General features: G+C 60.2%; 15 protein-coding genes and 2 tRNA genes. 9 read left to right on the plus strand and 8 right to left on the minus strand.

Annotated features, from left to right (window positions below):
- Window positions 1-3: 3 nt before the first annotated feature.
- Complete coding sequence (locus C8264_RS12065; RefSeq protein WP_108461231.1) at window positions 4-1263, minus strand: AI-2E family transporter; 1260 nt, start codon at window positions 1261-1263, stop codon at window positions 4-6.
- A gap of 149 nt (window positions 1264-1412) precedes the next feature.
- On the opposite strand from C8264_RS12065, the gene C8264_RS12070 reads away from it, so the two are divergent.
- The 3 genes from C8264_RS12070 (at window position 1413) to C8264_RS12080 (ending at window position 5562) form a co-directional block, all read left to right on the plus strand.
- Window positions 1413-2354 carry a nucleoside hydrolase gene (locus tag C8264_RS12070; protein ID WP_108461232.1) on the plus strand — a complete coding sequence of 314 codons (942 nt, stop codon included), beginning with the start codon at window positions 1413-1415 and terminating at the stop codon, window positions 2352-2354.
- Between the two features lie 60 nt (window positions 2355-2414).
- Window positions 2415-3026, plus strand: a complete 612-nt coding sequence (locus C8264_RS12075) for a LysE family translocator (protein WP_108461233.1) — start codon at window positions 2415-2417, stop codon at window positions 3024-3026.
- Window positions 3027-3237: 211 nt separating this feature from the next.
- Window positions 3238-5562: a putative bifunctional diguanylate cyclase/phosphodiesterase gene (locus C8264_RS12080; protein WP_108461234.1), complete on the plus strand. Its 2325-nt coding sequence runs from the start codon at window positions 3238-3240 to the stop codon at window positions 5560-5562.
- A 3-nt stretch (window positions 5563-5565) separates the two neighbouring features.
- Here C8264_RS12080 and C8264_RS12085 read toward each other — a convergent pair whose 3' ends face one another.
- From C8264_RS12085 to C8264_RS12095, 3 genes are all read right to left on the minus strand, one after another.
- The gene (locus C8264_RS12085; RefSeq protein ID WP_108461235.1) at window positions 5566-6486 is read right to left on the minus strand and encodes a crotonase/enoyl-CoA hydratase family protein; all 921 of its coding nucleotides are present in this window, start codon (window positions 6484-6486) and stop codon (window positions 5566-5568) included.
- Window positions 6487-6732: 246 nt separating this feature from the next.
- On the minus strand, window positions 6733-8205 hold the full coding sequence (locus C8264_RS12090; protein ID WP_162783602.1) for a DUF6600 domain-containing protein: 1473 nt from the start codon (window positions 8203-8205) through the stop codon (window positions 6733-6735).
- Window positions 8206-8276: 71 nt separating this feature from the next.
- A complete protein-coding gene (locus C8264_RS12095; RefSeq protein WP_162783603.1) occupies window positions 8277-8717 on the minus strand; it encodes a DUF1236 domain-containing protein in 441 nt (146 codons plus the stop codon).
- A 216-nt stretch (window positions 8718-8933) separates the two neighbouring features.
- On the opposite strand from C8264_RS12095, the gene C8264_RS12100 reads away from it, so the two are divergent.
- Window positions 8934-10259 carry an erythromycin esterase family protein gene (locus C8264_RS12100; RefSeq protein WP_108461238.1) on the plus strand — a complete coding sequence of 442 codons (1326 nt, stop codon included), beginning with the start codon at window positions 8934-8936 and terminating at the stop codon, window positions 10257-10259.
- Between the two features lie 24 nt (window positions 10260-10283).
- On the opposite strand, the gene C8264_RS12105 is transcribed toward C8264_RS12100, so the two are convergent.
- Window positions 10284-10976: a L,D-transpeptidase gene (locus C8264_RS12105; RefSeq protein WP_108461239.1), complete on the minus strand. Its 693-nt coding sequence runs from the start codon at window positions 10974-10976 to the stop codon at window positions 10284-10286.
- Window positions 10977-11433: 457 nt separating this feature from the next.
- On the opposite strand from C8264_RS12105, the gene C8264_RS12110 reads away from it, so the two are divergent.
- Entirely contained in the window at window positions 11434-12579 is a 1146-nt protein-coding gene (locus C8264_RS12110) for a GGDEF domain-containing protein (protein WP_162783604.1), read from the plus strand.
- Between the two features lie 238 nt (window positions 12580-12817).
- Here C8264_RS12110 and C8264_RS12115 read toward each other — a convergent pair whose 3' ends face one another.
- Window positions 12818-13126, minus strand: a complete 309-nt coding sequence (locus tag C8264_RS12115; RefSeq protein ID WP_245893121.1) for a septal ring lytic transglycosylase RlpA family protein — start codon at window positions 13124-13126, stop codon at window positions 12818-12820.
- Between the two features lie 417 nt (window positions 13127-13543).
- Window positions 13544-13620 (minus strand) — tRNA-Ile (locus C8264_RS12120).
- A gap of 195 nt (window positions 13621-13815) precedes the next feature.
- On the opposite strand from C8264_RS12120, the gene C8264_RS12125 reads away from it, so the two are divergent.
- Window positions 13816-14391 carry an NADPH-dependent FMN reductase gene (locus C8264_RS12125; RefSeq protein ID WP_108461242.1) on the plus strand — a complete coding sequence of 192 codons (576 nt, stop codon included), beginning with the start codon at window positions 13816-13818 and terminating at the stop codon, window positions 14389-14391.
- A 103-nt stretch (window positions 14392-14494) separates the two neighbouring features.
- Here the strand turns inward: C8264_RS12125 and C8264_RS12130 are convergent.
- Window positions 14495-14570: transfer RNA gene (locus tag C8264_RS12130), tRNA-Ile, on the minus strand.
- A gap of 109 nt (window positions 14571-14679) precedes the next feature.
- On the opposite strand from C8264_RS12130, the gene C8264_RS12135 reads away from it, so the two are divergent.
- The 3 genes from C8264_RS12135 to C8264_RS12145 all read left to right on the plus strand — a co-directional run bounded on the left by C8264_RS12135 (window position 14680) and on the right by C8264_RS12145 (window position 17257).
- On the plus strand, window positions 14680-15435 hold the full coding sequence (locus C8264_RS12135) for an IclR family transcriptional regulator domain-containing protein (protein ID WP_108461271.1): 756 nt from the start codon (window positions 14680-14682) through the stop codon (window positions 15433-15435).
- Between the two features lie 220 nt (window positions 15436-15655).
- Window positions 15656-16678, plus strand: a complete 1023-nt coding sequence (locus tag C8264_RS12140; RefSeq protein ID WP_108461243.1) for a substrate-binding domain-containing protein — start codon at window positions 15656-15658, stop codon at window positions 16676-16678.
- Between the two features lie 60 nt (window positions 16679-16738).
- Window positions 16739-17257, plus strand: a complete 519-nt coding sequence (locus tag C8264_RS12145) for a phosphate ABC transporter permease family protein (RefSeq protein WP_108461244.1) — start codon at window positions 16739-16741, stop codon at window positions 17255-17257.
- The last annotated feature ends 83 nt before the right edge of the window (window positions 17258-17340 follow it).

Consider the following 17340-nt stretch of genomic DNA (forward strand, 5'->3'; position numbering starts at 1 on the left):
GGGCTACCTATGCACTTCCACACCGGTGGGGGCCGTACCCTCGGGCGGTTCGAAGCGCTCCTGGCGATGTTTGTCTGTGGGCTTTTGTGGCTGCTGCGCCTGTTCCCGGATAGCCCGGGCAGCGTTGGCTAGAACTTCTTGCCCATCGGTCATCCCGGGCGTGCGGCGCACCGGCCGATTGGGCACCATCGGCCTGCCCGGCAACACATGGGCCAGCACGGAACCTCCGATCAGCAGGCTCGGAACAGCAATAAGCCCACCGATGGGTCCCCAGGCCCATAGCCAGAAGGTGATGGATAGAAAAATCAGAAAGGGATTAAGCGTCATGGTGCGCCCGATGAAGTGCGGCGTCACGATCTGGCCTTCGACGAAGTTGATGGCCACATAACAGCCCACCGGCAGCAGGATATCCTCCAGCCCCGTGCGCGTGCCGAGCCCAACTGCGAGCAGCGTCAGGATCATCACGGCCTGTCCCACATAGGGAATGTAGTTCAGCGCTGCCGCCATCGCGCCCCAGAGCAGCGGCGAGGGCATGCCGATGGCCCACATGACCAGCCCGACAACACATCCGACCAGCATATTAATGACAGTAATCGACAGCAGAAACCGGCTGACCTTTTGCTCGACATCCCGAAAGATGTGGGCGGTGCGCCACCGCATTCTCCTGCTGACGCAGAGCGACAGAACCGAAATACGAATGTGATCGCGGGTCGCCACAAAGAAATAGAGGCTCGCCAGAAAGATCAGGATCTGCGCCAGAATGGCCGGAGCCAGCATGGCAAGATCCATCATCGGGCCGTCGTTCTCCACGGTCACCGACATTGTCTCATCGCTGCTCAGTACGGCGGTGAACTGCTCCTGCACCGCCGTGATCGTCTCCAGCGGCCCCTCGAGGTTTTGCAACTGCAACTGCAGCCTGCTCCAGATCACCGGCGCGCGGGCAACCCAATCCGACAAAGGCACGGCGAACAGGATGACGCTGACGGCGAGGATGCCCAGGAGCATGAGCACCACGATGGCAGCTGCCAGCGCCGGCGGCACCCCGAAGCGCTCGACCCGGTCGGCCACCGGGCCGAACATCAAACCGACGACGACGGCCAGCGCAACGGGCGCCAGGAAAATCTGCCCCAGCTGCAACACGACCAGCAATGTGATGAAGCCAAGGAAGACCAGAGAAAACCGCGCGGCATTGTTCAAAAGCCGTTCGAACTGGTTCTCGCTCATGTCCTGCCTGGACCGGGGCCGAAGTGTCGCGCGTGCCATTGGCGGTGTCCGTTTGTTGCAACCCCTCGCAACTCAGGTAACGTGAGGCCGCATTCGAATGTTCCTCATTTTGCTGGCTTGGAACGGTCGACCGGCGAACCGACAGCAGCTAGGATCGACCTCAGCGATTCAGCTTCCAAGGGCCGGAAATGCCACGTAAAATCATCATCGACACCGACCCCGGCCAGGACGATGCCGTCGCTATCCTGATGGCACTCGCGTCCCCCGAGGAATTGGAAGTTCTGGGCATCGTTGCTGTCGCGGGCAATGTGGGGTTGCACCACAACGCCAACAACGCCCGCAAGGTGGTGGAGCTGGCCTGTCGGCACGACGTCCCGGTCTATGCCGGATGTGCTCGCCCGATGCGTCGCGCCCTGGTCACCGCCGAACACGTCCATGGAGACACGGGGCTGAACGGTCCTGACCTGCCCGCTCCTACCATCCCGCTGCAGAGCCAGCACGGCGTTGACTACATCATCGATACCTTGATGAGGGCGGAAGCAGGCACCATCACGCTTTGCACGCTGGGACCATTGACCAATATCGCCATGGCATTGATCAAGGAGCCGCGCATCGCCGAGCGCATTGCCGAAATCGTCATGATGGGCGGCGCTTATTTCGAGGTTGGGAACATCACTCCGGCGGCGGAATTCAACATCTACGTCGATCCCGAAGCCGCTGATGTTGTCATGCGTTGCGGCGCACCCATCACGATCTTGCCGCTCGACGTCACGCACCAGATCCAATCCACGCCGGATCGGCTTGCCGCCATCCTCAACCTGGGAAACAAATCCGGTCAGGCAGTCCATGCCATGCTGACATTCTCGGAAACTTTCGACCTGCAGAAATATGGCTGGGCAGGCGCGCCGCTCCACGATCCCACGGTTATCGCCTATCTGCTCCAGCCCGATCTCTTCGAGGGCCGCCATTGCAATGTCACCATCGAAACGGCGAGCGAACTCACCATGGGCATGACGGTGACCGACTATTGGCATGTTACCGGCAAGATAAGGAACGCCACCTACATGCGCCATGGCGATGCCGACGGCTTCTACCGGCTGCTGACCGAACGCCTCGCCCGCCTTCCCTGAGCGGAGTTGCGGGCGCAAGAACTCGCGCGTAATGTCCGCCTCCGAACCGGGACGGACATTATGGAACCACTGACGCTACTCACCTTCACGATCGCCTATGCGATAGCAGTGCTCGTGCCGGGGCCAGGCGTAGCGGCCGTGGTGGCCCGGGCTCTTGGCGGCGGGTTCAAGGGCGCCTTCCCCATGGTGCTGGGGATACTCGCAGGCGATCTGGTCTACTTCGTATTCGCGGTTTTCGGGCTGGCGGCAATAGCCACCTATTTTGGACCGGTGTTCGTGGTCGTGCGCTGGGCCGGTGCCGCGTACCTGCTCTATATCGCATATAAGTTCTGGACGGCTCGGCCCGGTGCCGAACAGATGAAGCCCAGGAACGAAGACGGCTGGAAAACCTTTCTTGCCGGCTTCTCGCTCACCATGGGCAATCCCAAGACCATCATCTTCTACCTCGCCATCCTGCCCACGGTGATCCCGCTGGATCAGATGACACCGCTAGCGTTTGCCGAACTGACCTTCATTGTGATTGTTGTGCTGCTGCTCATCGGGTGTGGCTATGCCTGGCTGGCGTCGGCCGCGCGGGAAATGTTCAAGAGCTCAAAAGCCCTCGGCAGGCTCAACAAGACGGCCAGCGTCATGATGGCGACAGCGGCCGGCCTGGTGGTCTGGCAGCATTGATTGCCGGCCCTCACCAGGCAGGGACATCTTCTGTTAACCAGCAGGACCAGACCACCCTGGATACGTAATTACTATTAAGGTGTGGTGGGTTATAGGTAGCTTGTGTTCCCGGGCATTCGGCAATCAACGCCGCCCGACCGTGGCTTTGACGGAATTGCTCAAGCAATTTTTCACAATTTGCCGGTAAACTGGTGCGCGGAGGTGCGTCAGCATGTTCAAACGCTTCCTGTCGATGATGCGTTCTGAGCGAGCTTTGCCAATTGAAATACGATTGCAGCTCGTCGACGGCCTGTTCTACCCCTTTGCATCCCTGATTGCTGGAGCACTCGCAGGGTTGTGGATTGCCGCAACCGTTTCGATCCTCTCCAACGACGTCATCCTGGAGACGGTAGCCGACTTTATCGTCGTTGTTGCTGCGGGCCGGATTATCCTTGGGTTCATTTACGTCCGTGGAAACCCGGTCAACGCAGCGAATGTGAACCGCTGGGAGTTCGCCTACGCTACTGGTGCAGGGTTATTTGCCCTCTCGCTGGGCCTGGCGAGCTTCCTGGCGATCCTTCGCGTCGACAACGAACCGCTGCACCTGATGCTGACGACGACCACGGCGGCCTACGCCGCCAGCATCACCGGGCGCAATGCGGGCCGTCCTTGGATAGCGCTCAGCCAGTTGTATCTTGCCGCAGCGCCAATGTGCCTCGGCCTCATCCTGCACCCCACTAGCTTCTATCAGATCGTGGGAAGCGCCCTGCTGATCTTCATGTTTGGCATGACGGACATCACCGTCTCCGTACGCGAGACGATCATCGGTGCCCTCAACACGCAGATTCTCAACGCTAAATTGGCCCGCGCGTCCCAGCAGCAGGCTGCCCTGTTCGACGACGCATTGAACAATATGTCCCACGGGCTCTGTATGTTCGACGCCGACGGTGCCCTCTTGGTATGGAACCAGAAGCTACTGGACATCCTGCAGCACGACGGCGAAGGCATTTTCAAGGGCATGCGTCTCGAAGAGATGCTGAACTGGGCGGAGTCTGACGACGTCGCCTCGCGCAATGCCAAGCTGATCAGCGAAGTCCGCTACAGCATCAGTTCCTCGCGCAACAGGAAGAGCTCCGTGCAACTGCCCGATGGCACGGCCATCGCTGTATCCCGGCAAACCATGGAAAACGGCAACGCCGTGATCGTGTTCGAGGACGTCACCGAACAGGCAAAAGCGCAGGACCGCATCGAGAAGCTTGCCTGGACCGACGAGCTTACCGGCCTGATGAACCGCGCATCGTTCCGGGAAGTCCTCAAGAAAAACCTGAACAACCTCGGCAGCTCTTTGTCGCTGGCCCTGCATCTGATTGACCTCGACAATTTCAAGGCCGTCAACGACACCCTGGGTCACCCCGTCGGGGACGACCTGCTGGTCGAGGTGGCCAAACGGATCGTCGATGTCGTCGGCTCCAATGGCTTTGTGGCACGCCTGGGCGGCGACGAGTTCGTCGTGATCCAGCCTCTGATGGGCGATGCGGCCAACTATCAAAGGCTTTCGGCGGCTCTTGTCGAGCGCCTGTGCATGCCATTCGAGATAAGCGGCAATCGCATCAACATCGGCGCCAGTATCGGTATTGCGCTGGCTCCCGATCATGGGGTCGAGAACGACGTTCTCTTCCAGCGTGCCGACATGGCGCTTTACCGCGCCAAAGCCAATGGCCGACAGAACGTGGTGGTCTTTGAAGATGATCTGGACGTCCAGATGCAACTCCGCCGCCAGTTGGAGCTCGATATCAGAACTGCGATTGCTGACAACCAGTTCACTCTCGCCTTCCAGCCGATCATAGAGCTCTCGTCGGGGAGGATCTCGGCCTTGGAAACTCTCATCCGCTGGCGGCACCCTACCCGCGGCTGGGTTTCGCCGGCCGAATTCATTCCCGTCGCCGAAGAAACCGGCCTGATCATAGCGATCGGCCGCTGGGTTGTGCAGGAAGCGGCGAACGTTTTGAGCGGGTTGGACAGTGACGTGACGCTGGCCATTAATTTCTCGGCCGTTCAGTTCCAGGACAAGACTTTCCCCGATTTCCTCGAACAGGTGCTGCGTTCGTCGGCACTTCCGCCAGGCCGGATCGAACTGGAAATCACCGAGACCGCCCTGCTCAACGAAACCGCCACGACGCAGGACATGCTGGACCGCTTCCGCTCGATCGGAGTGGGCGTGTCGCTGGATGATTTCGGAACGGGTTACTCCTCACTCAGTCACCTGCGGACCTTCCCCTTCAGCAAGATCAAGATCGACGGGTCCTTCGTGCGCGACCTCGGCCGCGATGCCAGCTCGGTCGCCGTGATCAGGGCGGTCTGCAACATCGGACAGATTCTGGGCACCAGCGTAGTGGCAGAATGTGTAGAAACCGAAGAGCAATTGCAGTTCCTGGCGCGAGCAGGCTGCACGCATGTGCAGGGCTATCTGCTGGGAAAACCGGAGCCTGCTGCCACGATTGGCGCGGTGCTTTCCCAGTTTTCACCCACCAAAGTCAGCCGGTTTCTTGCTGCCTGAGCGTCAGGCCACCATCCCCAGTTTCGACTGCGCACCAATCAGCCGACGCATCACATTGAGGTTATGATCCTCAAGCTGCAGGCAAGCTTCGACCCATAACATCACGATATCGCTGAGTTCCTCATACGGGAGCGGATTGGCCCGCTTGCTGGCCCGGTGCATCTGTAGCTGCGCCCCATGCCGCGCCTGGTTCTTCTGGATGTAGCGGCTGACCGCGGAAATGCCCTGCCCCGGCTCGGCGAGGATATGAACCAAGCCAAGCTCATACAGCTCCTCTGCGGTAAGGATTTTGCCGGTACGAACCAACAGTTCGGCCTTCGCAAACCCCAGCTTGCGGCCAAGGAATGACAATGCTCCCATGCCTGGGAAAAGCCCGAACAATTGTTCAGGAAAGCCGAATTTCGTTCCCTTTTCGGCGCAGATCACGTCGAACGAGAGCAACGACTCGAACCCTCCCCCCAGGGCATCACCCTGCGCAAGGCCAATGGTCGTCACGTCACAGTTCAGCGCCTGCCAGTTGCGGTGCAGGATGGTCACGCAGGACAATCCGTATTGCACAAGGCTCTCGCGATCCCGCCGGGCGATGCAATTCAGGAAATGGTCGAGGTCACCGCCGAGGCAGAACACGCCTGGTTGCCGCGAGCCAAGCACCACATATTTCAGCGTCCCAGGATAGGCTCGCTTCATGACACCAATATTGGTCTGCCAGCGGTGAAAATCCTCCAGCAAGCTGGGATTGTAGGACGGTCGGCCCCGGAAAGCCATGAAACTCCAAAGCGTTGCATGGGAGATGTCGTGCGAGCACTCGATCTGACCAAGCTCGGGCCACAACCGGCCTAGCGGGTTACCTTGTATCGCAGGGACATTGCCCCCGTCCTCATGATCATGATCAGCACGTTGCGTCTGTTGCGCCCCAGGAAGCATCCGCCGTACTCCAGAAATACTCTGCCCCGTAAGCTAAACGTGAATCATCCGCGTTAAGCAATTGTTAACCGTGAGGGAGAGACTTGCCGGTCGGGCCGAATTGTAAAATAAATGGTCGGACTCATGGACTTACGATGTTAACCAATTTGGCGAAATCTTGGCGCCACCGCCTCCTGGAGTGATTTGCGCGGTTGGGCGATCAGCTGATATTTGGGGCGCCGCATCGGCGGCGCCCCGAGTTCGTGGCTATTGAACCACCGTTTCCGCGTCCTCGGGCGCTTCGCTGGCCTCGTCCGGCTGAGCCGCTTCCGGCTCCTCGGCAGGGCTCTGTTCTGCTGGCTGGCATACTCCGTCGACTAGCAGTTCAGGAGGACAGTCTGCAGCCGGTGCTTCCTCAGCGGGGGGAGCGGCTTCCTCAGCGGGAGAAGCAGCCTCTTCATTTGCTTCGACTTGGGCGTCGGCAGGCTGCGTTTCTGCTTCCACTTCGGCCTCGGCAGGCTGCGGGGTTTCTTCCGTTTGCTCCTCAGCGGCAGGGGCAGGCTGATCCGCGGCGGGCTCTTCCTCGGTTGCCGGCTGTTCGGCGCCAGCCTCTGGCTCAGCCTCCTCGGTCGTAGCTTCGGCCTCGGCGTCCGTCGCGGCTTCGGGGGCAGCCGCATCAGCGTCGGTCTCGGTCGCCTCGGTCTCGCTTGCCGCAGGTTCAGTTGCCTCGGTTTCCGTAGTCTCAGATTCCGCACCTTCGGGCTCGGTGGCCGCTGGCTCAGTCGCTTCGGTTTCTGGTTCTGTGGTTTCCTCGGTGGTCACCGCATCGGTTTCGGGCGTTTCACCCTCGGCCTCCGGCTCCGTAGCCTCGGATCCTTCAGTGCCCGCCGTTCCACCTTCCTCGGCGATCACGGCGGGGGCTTCGGCTTCATCCACTGCTTCGGCAGGCGCTGCATCCTCCGTGGGTTCCGCAACCTCCTGGTTAAAGATCTGCACCGTCTGGTCGCCGGTGACGGAAACAGCCGTTGGATCGGGCGCTTCCTCAACGTTGTAGACGGTTATTTCCTGGTTGATCTGCTGCTCGATATAGGTGACCTCGATCACATTGTTGGTCACCACATCTCCCTCGACCACCACAGGTCCGAGGAACTCGGTATCGGTGTAGTAGTCACGAGCATCCGCTCCGAAGATGATGTTCACCGACAGGTCGGGCTCGATGAAGCTGCGGGTGGGGACGAACACCCAGTAGTCTTCGGGGAAATCCTCGCGCACCACCTCGAGGGAGACGGCATAACCTTCCCCTTCCGGCGGCAAGGGAGCCCAGCCCACGACCTCATCACCGCGACGCCAGCTTACCCAGGCCGGAGCCCATTTGGTGCCAGGCACCCAGCACCAGCCCAGATTGTCATCATCCAGCCAGCGGCCATAGTGATAGGTGGCCCAGGCAAATGGCTCATCCGAAGCGAAGTACCAGCCATGGTCTTCCAGATAGAGCCAACGTCCGTTGGTATATGGACGCCAGGTGGTGTCCACGCCCGTGGGACAGAAAACATAGCGGTATTGTGGATGGCTGACCCACACGCCATGAGGCTCAAGCTCTTCAAAGAATAGATCAAAGCTTACGCTGACGGACTGGGCCTGTGCCGGAGTGACGGCCAGTGGCCCGACCGGCGACAGGGCAGACGTCGATAGCAGCAAGCCGGCAAGCGCCATTCCTGCAAATAATTTCGATTTGGTCATGATTTCCTCGAACGACTGAAGGCCCCCCTTGCAGTTGATGGACCGCCATTCGGCGATCCACCGCCAAAGGATCAGCTGCTGGTTTCGGCAGCGACCACCGTCCCCGGCGAATAAACGACCGTGCGGTCGCTCAGGTCGACGAAGTAGACGCGGTCCTCGGTGTAGAAGTAGCCGTGGTCGGGATCGGTCTCGATGGTGTGGATTTCGATATCCTCCGGAACCACGAAGCCGACGTCGATGTCACCATCGATCACCACAGGTTCTGTTGGGTTGAGGCGCACATATTCCACCGAGTCAGCTTCGACGCCGGCCGATGCACCCAGCGTAGCGCCGGTAAAGCCGCCAATCACCGCGCCTATCGGGCCAAACACGAGGCCACCAACAACTGCGCCAGTGGCACCACCGGCAGCGCCGCCCACCGCAGCATCGGTCTTGGCGTCAGCATCCTGCGCAAACACCGGAGCTGAACCCAGCGCAATGAGAGCAACAGAAGCAAGAAGCAGGTTCTTCATGATCATTCTCCTTGGTTCGCCTTGCTCAAAGCAAGGATCGACACAGGAATGAATAGGCCCCCGTCTTGTTCCATTCGTTATGCAGATCAATAACTTACAGGAAACCGCACCAGCTTGTCAGCATTTTGTAAGGTTCTAGCAAGCTCGTAAACTGAGATACAAGCGGCAGCCGCCTGACAGGTGGTCGCGTTGGGCCTTTCAGCCACGGAGGGACCGATGAACACTATGGATCTCGCGCCGGAAAGCGCCGTCGAAATTGCCCGCGCCATTCGCCACGCGGTCACGCCCCTTCCCGATCCGCAACACGCCCTGGAGTTCGGCCCGTTCTTCGATGTCTTCGCCGACGCGCGAGTGGTGCTCTTGGGCGAGGCGAGCCATGGCACTTCGGAATTCTATGCCGCTCGCGCCGCCATAACCCGCAATCTGATCGAATATCACGGGTTTTCCATCGTCGCCGTCGAAGCCGACTGGCCGGATGCAAACCGGATCGACCGCCATGTGCGGCAGCGGCCGGACGGCGGTTATGACGAGGAGACTTTTGCCCGCTTCCCAACCTGGATGTGGCGGAACGAGGATGTTGCCCGCTTTGTCGGCTGGCTGCACGAACACAATGCCGGACGCCCGTATGGGGAGCGGGTCGAGTTCCGTGGGCTCGACGTCTATTCCTTGCGCGGCTCGGTTGGGGCCGTGCTGGATTATCTCAGAGAGGTCGATCCCGAGGAAGCCAAGCGCGCGAGCAAGCGTTATGGCTGCCTGACGCCCTGGCAGATGGAGCCCGCCTGGTATGGACACGCCGTACTCACAGGCAAACATGATCCATGTGAAGACGAGATCGTCGAACAATTGGCAGAACTGCTCAGCCGCCAGGTGAACTATGCCAGCCAGGACGGCGACGACTTCTTTGACGCCGCGCAGAATGCGCGCGTGGTCCGGTCTGCCGAGCAGTATTATCGCGCGATGTATCGCGGCCGCAACGATTCCTGGAATCTGCGCGACAAGCATATGTTCGATACGCTGCAATCGCTGCTGGATCGCCGCGGCCCACAGGCCAAGGCCGTCGTCTGGGCTCACAATTCTCACATCGGCAACGCGTCGGCCACCGAGATGGGTTGGAGCGGCCAGTTCAATATTGGCCAGTTCGCCAAGACGGCATGGGGCGACAATGCCCTGGCCATTGGCTTCGGCACTGACCACGGCACAGTGGCCGCCGCCGACGATTGGGACGCGCCGATGCAGATCAAGACCGTACTGCCCTCCCGGCCCGATTCCTACGAGCGGGTATTCCGGCACACCGGCACCGCCCGTTCCCTGACCGATTTGCGGCAGGACGAAGAGCTGCGCTCGGCCTTGGCGACACCGCGGCTGGAGCGCGCCATCGGCGTAATCTATCGGCCGGAAACCGAGCGGCAGAGCCACTATTTCGAAGCGGTTCTGCCCGAGCAATTCGACGCCTATGTGTGGTTTGAGCAAACCCAGGCGGTTACACCCCTGCCCACCGTCGCTCCGCAGGGTACTCCGGAAACCTTCCCGTTCGGGGTTTGAGCGAACCGTCACAAGCAGGCAGCGTCAGATCACCAGCAGGGGCGATCCGCTCCGGACGTTGTCATGGAGGTGAATAATGTCCTGCGGCAACATACGAACACAACCGCTGGACACCGCCTTGCCGATCGTAGTCTCATCGGAATTGCCGTGAATGCGGTAGAGCGTGTCCGTATTGCCCTGGTGAATATAGAGCGCACGCGGGCCAAGCGGATTGTCGGGTCCGGGCTCCATGCCGTGCCGATAACGTTCGAGTTCGGGATGGCGCTTGATCATGTCGGACGGCGGGGTCCAACGCGGCCACTCTCGCTTGTAGGCGATGTGTGCCCTGCCTGCCCATTCGAATCCGGCAGCCCCGATACCGACTCCGTAGCGCGTAGCCATGCCGCCATCGCGCACGTGATAGAGGAAACGGTTCTGCGTATCGACTATCACGGTCCCGGCTTCCTCGCCGGTGGGATTGCTCACCTCCTGGCGCCAGAACTGCTCGGGCACAAGTTCCATGCGGGACGCGCGGATGGGATAGGTATCATCGAAGACCGCCGCATACATCAGGGCAGTTTCGGGCGGAACGGGGGACTGCGCGCCAGTGGGAGCGGCAACTGCAGCAGCGGTGACCTGCGAGGGGCCGGACGAGGTCGCGCACCCGGCCAGCAGCAGCCCCATCAGGCTGGCACCTCCGGTAAGCACCGTCCTTCTGCCCATCTGGCCATACGTCATCACACTACTCCTGTTGAAACCATTGGCGCGACAAGGTCGAGCGCCGTAAGCATAAGGTCAGTAATGCTGACATATCGGAAATGATAGACCGATCACCCCTTCGTGCGCGGATGTGCGGGAAACAGACTGTTTCCGGGAGGGCGTCCAATGGAGTGGCGAGGCATGAGCCTGCTGCTGCTCGGCCGGGCTCGCCAAGGTGTACCAAGTAGACCTCATCCTGAGCTTGTCGAAGGGCGAGGTTGTGGCACCCAGGCCTCCACTCGCTCGACCTCGTGGTTCGACAGGCTCACCATGAGGTCTGTCGGGCCACTTCATCTGCGGTCAAAATCAACACCAAGCCAGCAAACAAGATGTCTGCGCGACCGACGAAATTTACCGAACAGTCACCAAAGTCTGCGTGATGTTCAATGCCCAGCCGCCAGCTGGGCTAAGGTGCAAACAGCCGGGGGAAGCGGGCATGCTGTTCGACTACCAATCTCTGCTGCTCGCCATCCTGTTTTCCGGCGGCGCGATGAGCTTGACGCTCCTGGCCGCCTGGTTTGCGGCAAAGAACGACAAGTTCCTATTGACCTGGTCGGCCGGCATGCTGGTGCTGACCGCCGCCGTCGGCGCTTTCAACTTCTATGCCGAAACGCTCTCGCCATATGTGGGAGCGTTCTCGTTTGTGCTGCTCACCTCGGGGCTCGCCGTGGTTTATGGTGCAGCGCGGCAGTTTCGAAGGGCACGCGCGCCGTTCGGCTATGCCGCAGCATTCGGGGCGCCGACCGCTGTGCTGGTCACCGTGCCCTTCCTCCTCGGCTATGCCGGGATCGGCATCATTATTGCGAACCTGTTTTCCGGCCTGATGCTGGTCATGGCGGCGGCCCTGTTCTGGCAGTGCCGGTCGGAAGCGCGCGGGCTGATTGCGGCAATGTGCGGCCTCTATGTCGCCGCCGGCATCTCGTTTGCTCTTTGCGGGCTGGTGCTCCTCGCAGAACGGCGTTTCGTCCTGGTCGGGATGCCTGACAACTGGGCCGAAGATCTCAACGTCATGGTGTCGCTCATGGGCATCACCGGTATCGGGGCGATTTCCACCGCGCTCAACCATTCACGCCTGGCGCAACGGCATCTGCTCGAGGCGCGAACGGATACTCTTACAGGGCTCGTGAACCGCCGCTCGCTTCTGGACACTCATGCGACGCTCGAACCCCAAACCGCCCTGATCGCCTTCGACCTCGACAATTTCAAGAGCGTCAATGACCGCTACGGTCACGCTGTCGGTGACAGGCTGCTCGTGGCCTTTGCCAATTGCATAATCGAAAACCTGCCGCCCGAGGCGACGGGAGCCCGGATCGGCGGCGAAGAGTTCGTCGCGATCCTGCCCCGGACTGCGGCGGCAACGGCGGTACTTGTCGCCGAGAAGATCCGGGAAGCCTTCGAGACTACGTCTCTCAGAGCCGAGGACGACATCGTTCAAAGAACGGTAAGCGCCGGTGTGGCGGCCACCAGCAATTCTCCGGGCAGTTTTGAGGATGTGTTGAGGCGGGCCGATGATGCGCTCTATGTCGCCAAACGGGACGGCCGCAATCGCGTTCGGGTGGAAGGGCCCAGGCTCGTCGCCTGAACCGGTTGGTTATGGGATCGCTTAGCGCTTGCGATCACCGCCGGACCAAGCTGTTCGGAGACAGTTTGGTCCAGCGGAAATGGATCGCTATGCCTCGCGTTTGACGGGCCTCAGATGAGGGACCTGAAGACCTCATGGTGAGCCTGTCGAACCACGAGGTCGAGCGAGTGGAGGCTGGGGTGCCACGACCTCGTCCTTCGACAGGCTCAGGATGAGGTCTGCTGAGAAATCCTACGCGCTATGCCAGGACTTCAACGGTCACGGCTGCGGTGCCGGGGCCGATCATGTCGATGGCCTGGGCGGCACTTTTGGACAGATCGATAATGCGGCTGCCCACATATGGACCGCGATCGTTGATGCGGACCACGACGGACTTGCCGTTGTTTTCGTTGGTGACCCGGACCTTGGTTCCGAACTTCAAGGACTTATGAGCCGCAGTCATTCCGTTCATGTTGTATTTTTCGCCATTGGCGGTCGTGCGGCCATGAAAGCCGGGTCCGTACCATGAAGCCACACCTGAAAGAACAGTAGTGTGTGCGTAGGCCATTGGCACAATTGCTGTGACGCCGAGCGCCAAGGACAGCGCTACGCTGCAGGTGAGCCTGGAAATTCTATTCATATATTGGAACCATATCTCGTGAGTGGCGTTGGTAATGCCGCTTTTCAACCGAGAGATGTGGCCAGAAAGAGCACAACAGCAGGCAGGAGCGAGGTCATTTCAAGACCATGCCCAGTTGTGTTCTCATTTACCTATGGATATGCCCAACATATGTTCCAACCGGGATAGTCAACCCCAGTATCCGCGGGCAAGTTGACGCGGTCGATGCTACGCCTGACGTGAACTACATGTTGGGGTGGAACAAGATAATTACAGCGTGCTGAGAATATCAGATTCTTTGCTGATCCCTGTCCCACGAAAGAATTGAGTTGAGTGGGCCCCTGCAACAATACAGGGGCCCGTTTTTGGTAGGCGTGACCGGACTTGAACCGATAACCAATCCGTTATGAGCGGATGGCTCTAACCAATTGAGCTACACGCCCTCACTCGTCTCCGGGCATTGATCGGCTCATTCAATGAGCTATGGGCCCGTCGCGTTCGAAACGCCTGGTTTCCTAGTGTCGGTAAGGATGCCGGGTCAAGGGCGTTTCTTGCGCAATCTCCATTTCGCGGTCTTCTGGATCGAACTGTCCTGCCGGGCGTTCTGCTCAATTCATATCCGCTTCGGGAGTTACCCCATGACCACCATGTTCAAGGTCGGCTACCTCGTCGGCAGCCTCTCCAGCACCTCCATAAACCGGAAGCTCTCCAAAGCCCTTGTGCGATTGGCTCATCGCGGCTTTGAAATGAGCGAGATTTCGTTTCGCGAACTCCCGATCTATAGCCCCGACTATGACGCGGATTATCCGCCTGCGGCCCGAGCCTTCAAGCAGGCAATCGCGGACGCCGATGCGATCCTGTTCGTCACTCCAGAATATAATCGCGCCATCCCAGGTGGGCTCAAGAATGCCATCGACTGGGCCAGCCGTCCCTGGGGTGAGAATTCCTTCACCAGGAAGCCCTCAGCGGTGATCGGCGCATCCATCGGTGCTATTGGAACCGCGGTCGCCCAGCAAAACCTCCGCAGCGTATTGAGCTTCTGCAACTCACCGCAAATGAACGCTCCGGAAGCCTATATCCACTTCACGCCGGACTTGATTAGTGACGATGGCGAGGTCACCAACGCGAGCACGCGCGACTTCCTGAGCAACTACATGGCCGAATTTCATCAGTTCGTCGCCCGGGTTTACACCGCCCTGCCGCGCGGGGAGTGAGGTCAAAGGGGGAAGGGTGATCGCGGGTCATGTCTTGGCCCCGCCATGAAGGCCGGCTCGAGACAGCATAGCCGCGGAACAGAGCATTCGCCGCCTGCGGTAGTGGTGGGCGCGTCCGGACTTGAACCGGAAACCAGTCCGTTATGAGCGGTCGGCTCTAACCATTGAGCTATGGGCCCCTCCTGCCCTATTAGCAGGGTGAGAAATGCTGGCAAGGGGCTTATCGGCCGGACATTGCTCAACAGCGCCTTGCACTGGCGCCAGCAAGCGGCGAACGGGACGGAAATCATGCGCGAAGGCGATATCATCAATGGGCTCGTCAAAGGCCTTGCTGTGATTGCCTGCTTCGATGAGGAGCACGCCAGCCAGTCCATCACGGACGTGGCGAGCCGGACTGGACTGGAGCGCGCCACGGCACGGCGGTGCCTTTTGACCCTTACCCATCTCGGTTACGCGACCTATGACGGAAAGTTCTTCCGCCTTACGCCGCGAGTGCTCAACCTCGGGCATTCCTATCTTGCGGCGACGCCCCTGCCCCGCCTGATCCAGCCATTCCTCGAAGAGCTCTCCGGCAAGATCAACGAAAGCTCGTCCGCCGCCATTCTGGACCAGTCCGAGATCCTCTACATCGCACGCGCCTCTTATCGTCGCGTGATGTCGATCAATCTTGGCGCGGGCGCGCGGCTGCCGGCCTATTGCACGTCGATGGGTCGCATCCTGCTGGCCGCCCTGCCGCCGGCCAAGGCGCGCGCCATTCTCGATCAATCGGAGCTGGTGTCCTACACCGCCAAGACCAAATCCGATCTCGCCTCGATCACCACGGAACTTGCCGTCGTGGCGGCCCAGGGGTTTGCCGTGATCGATGAAGAGCTCGAGCTCGGTCTCTGCTCGATCGCCATCCCGCTCTATAATGCACAAGGCGAAATCATTGCCGCGCTCAACGTGGGCGCCCAATCTGCGCGCGCCTCCACCTCGCACATGATCGCCAATTTCCTGCCCCTGATGCGCAAGATCCAGGCCGAAGTCCGGCCGCTATTAAGGTAGCGATGGTGTCCCTGCTGCCGTCATAGAGGCGGGAGCCTGTTGCGTTCTTGTCGAGAACTCATCGACATAACAATGACTTAGCCCGTCATAAACGCGTCATTGAACTGCAATAAAACTGTCGCCCATGGTCCATATGGTCGGCCACGTCAAAGGCGGCGCCGGGAATGAATTGCCGGATCGACCAGCCAGGTTTGAACTGAATTCCGGAAGGGAAATCCCTATGAAGACCGCACTATTCGCCAGTGCCGCCGTGATCGCGCTCGCCGCATTCGGCACCACTGCCAGCTTCGCCCAGTCGCGCGATACCATCCAGATTGCCGGTTCCTCGACCGTCCTGCCATTTTCGTCGATCGTAGCCGAAGAGTTCGGCGCTGCATTCCCCGAATTCAGCACGCCAGTGGTTGGCTCGGGCGGCACCGGCGGCGGCTTCAGCCAGTTCTGCGAAGGCATTGGCGAAAACACGATCGACATTGCCAATGCATCGCGTGCGATGCGCGACGGCGAGCGTGAAGCATGCACCGCAGCTGGCGTGACCGACATCCGCGAAATCCAGTTCGGCTTTGACGGCATCGTCTTCGCTTCGGCGGCTTCAGGCCCCGACTTCGCCCTGACCCCAGTACATGTCTACAAGGCGATCGCCGCCCAGGTCATGGTCGACGGCGCTCTCGTCGACAATCCCTACACGACCTGGTCCGAAGTGGACGCTTCGCTGCCAGACCAGCCGATCGTTCTGGCCATTCCCGCGTCCAACCACGGCACCCGCGAAGTCTTCCAGGAACGCGTCGTCGGCGCTGGCTGCGAAGAAGCAGGTCTGCCCGAAGGTATCAGCGAAGAAGACGCTGAAGCCGCTTGCACCACCCTGCGCCAGGACGTCGTCACCGAAATCTCCGGCGACTACACCGAAACCCTGGCTCGTCTGAGCTCCGACACCAACACCGTCGGCGTCTTTGGCCTCTCCTTCTACGAGCAGAACACCGATACCCTCAAAGTTGCCACCGTCGATGGCGTCGTGCCATCCAAGGAAGCCGTTGCTGCCGGCGAATATCCAGTTTCCCGCCCACTGTTCTTCTACGTGAAGGGCCAGCACATCGGCGTCATCCCCGGCCTTGAAGAATTCGTTCAGTTCTTCCTGTCCGAGCAGATGTCCGGCGAAGGTGGCACGCTTGAAGCCGCCGGCCTGATCCCGCAGCCGGCCGAAAAGACCGCCGAAGTGGTCGCCGCTTTCGAAGCAGGCGCTCAGTAAAGATCCTTCGGGCCGCGCCAACAGGCGCGGCCCACTCTTTTTTCCTCGGGGCGCGATACCATGAATTCCCTGATCATTGCTGGCCTGCTGCTTGTCCTGCTTGGTCTGGCCTATCAGACGGGCTGGTCGACCAGCCGTCGCCTGGTAACCCCGACCGGCCCGAAAGTTCACTCCCGCCCGCAATATCACGCTGCGCGGGTGGCCCTCTGGACCTTGGTGCCTGCCCTGGTAATCCTGGCAATCTGGGCCTGGTTCGGTGCCGAGATCACCCGCAGCTACACTGTCGCGCAGATCCCCACCGACACTCTTGTGGCGCTCGATCAAGCCGGGCTCAACGCCACCCTGCAGCGCATTGGCGCCCTGGCCTCGGGTTATGGTGTCGCCGGCGAAATTCAGCCGTTCGAGCAGTCCGCTGCCTACGCGTTGCGCAGTTTCCAGTTCATCACTTTCCTGGCCGTTGTCGCTGCCTCCGCAGGCTTGGCTGTGCTGGGGCTGCTCTATGCGCGCTCGCGCATCAATGCCCGCCTTCGTGCCTGTGGAAGCGGCGATAGTTTTGTCCAGCATCATTGTATTTATTGAGTTTATTCCCACAGGAACGCAATTCGTCCTGTCTATTTGAACCTCTTTCCGCATCTCGAAAGCACAAAAAAGCAGGCCTCCCA

Source organism: Devosia naphthalenivorans (assembly GCF_003056355.1).
Classification (GTDB): Bacteria; Pseudomonadota; Alphaproteobacteria; order Rhizobiales; family Devosiaceae; genus Devosia; species Devosia naphthalenivorans.

Coding starts and splice junctions, on each gene's coding strand:
- C8264_RS12065 (WP_108461231.1), bottom strand. CDS start 1,263: ATGGCACGCGCGACACTTCGGCCCCGGTCCAGGCAGGACATGAGCGAG.
- C8264_RS12070 (WP_108461232.1), top strand. CDS start 1,413: ATGCCACGTAAAATCATCATCGACACCGACCCCGGCCAGGACGATGCC.
- C8264_RS12075 (WP_108461233.1), top strand. CDS start 2,415: ATGGAACCACTGACGCTACTCACCTTCACGATCGCCTATGCGATAGCA.
- C8264_RS12080 (WP_108461234.1), top strand. CDS start 3,238: ATGTTCAAACGCTTCCTGTCGATGATGCGTTCTGAGCGAGCTTTGCCA.
- C8264_RS12085 (WP_108461235.1), bottom strand. CDS start 6,486: ATGCTTCCTGGGGCGCAACAGACGCAACGTGCTGATCATGATCATGAG.
- C8264_RS12090 (WP_162783602.1), bottom strand. CDS start 8,205: ATGACCAAATCGAAATTATTTGCAGGAATGGCGCTTGCCGGCTTGCTG.
- C8264_RS12095 (WP_162783603.1), bottom strand. CDS start 8,717: ATGAAGAACCTGCTTCTTGCTTCTGTTGCTCTCATTGCGCTGGGTTCA.
- C8264_RS12100 (WP_108461238.1), top strand. CDS start 8,934: ATGAACACTATGGATCTCGCGCCGGAAAGCGCCGTCGAAATTGCCCGC.
- C8264_RS12105 (WP_108461239.1), bottom strand. CDS start 10,976: ATGACGTATGGCCAGATGGGCAGAAGGACGGTGCTTACCGGAGGTGCC.
- C8264_RS12110 (WP_162783604.1), top strand. CDS start 11,434: ATGCTGTTCGACTACCAATCTCTGCTGCTCGCCATCCTGTTTTCCGGC.
- C8264_RS12115 (WP_245893121.1), bottom strand. CDS start 13,126: ATGGCCTACGCACACACTACTGTTCTTTCAGGTGTGGCTTCATGGTAC.
- C8264_RS12125 (WP_108461242.1), top strand. CDS start 13,816: ATGACCACCATGTTCAAGGTCGGCTACCTCGTCGGCAGCCTCTCCAGC.
- C8264_RS12135 (WP_108461271.1), top strand. CDS start 14,680: ATGCGCGAAGGCGATATCATCAATGGGCTCGTCAAAGGCCTTGCTGTG.
- C8264_RS12140 (WP_108461243.1), top strand. CDS start 15,656: ATGAAGACCGCACTATTCGCCAGTGCCGCCGTGATCGCGCTCGCCGCA.
- C8264_RS12145 (WP_108461244.1), top strand. CDS start 16,739: ATGAATTCCCTGATCATTGCTGGCCTGCTGCTTGTCCTGCTTGGTCTG.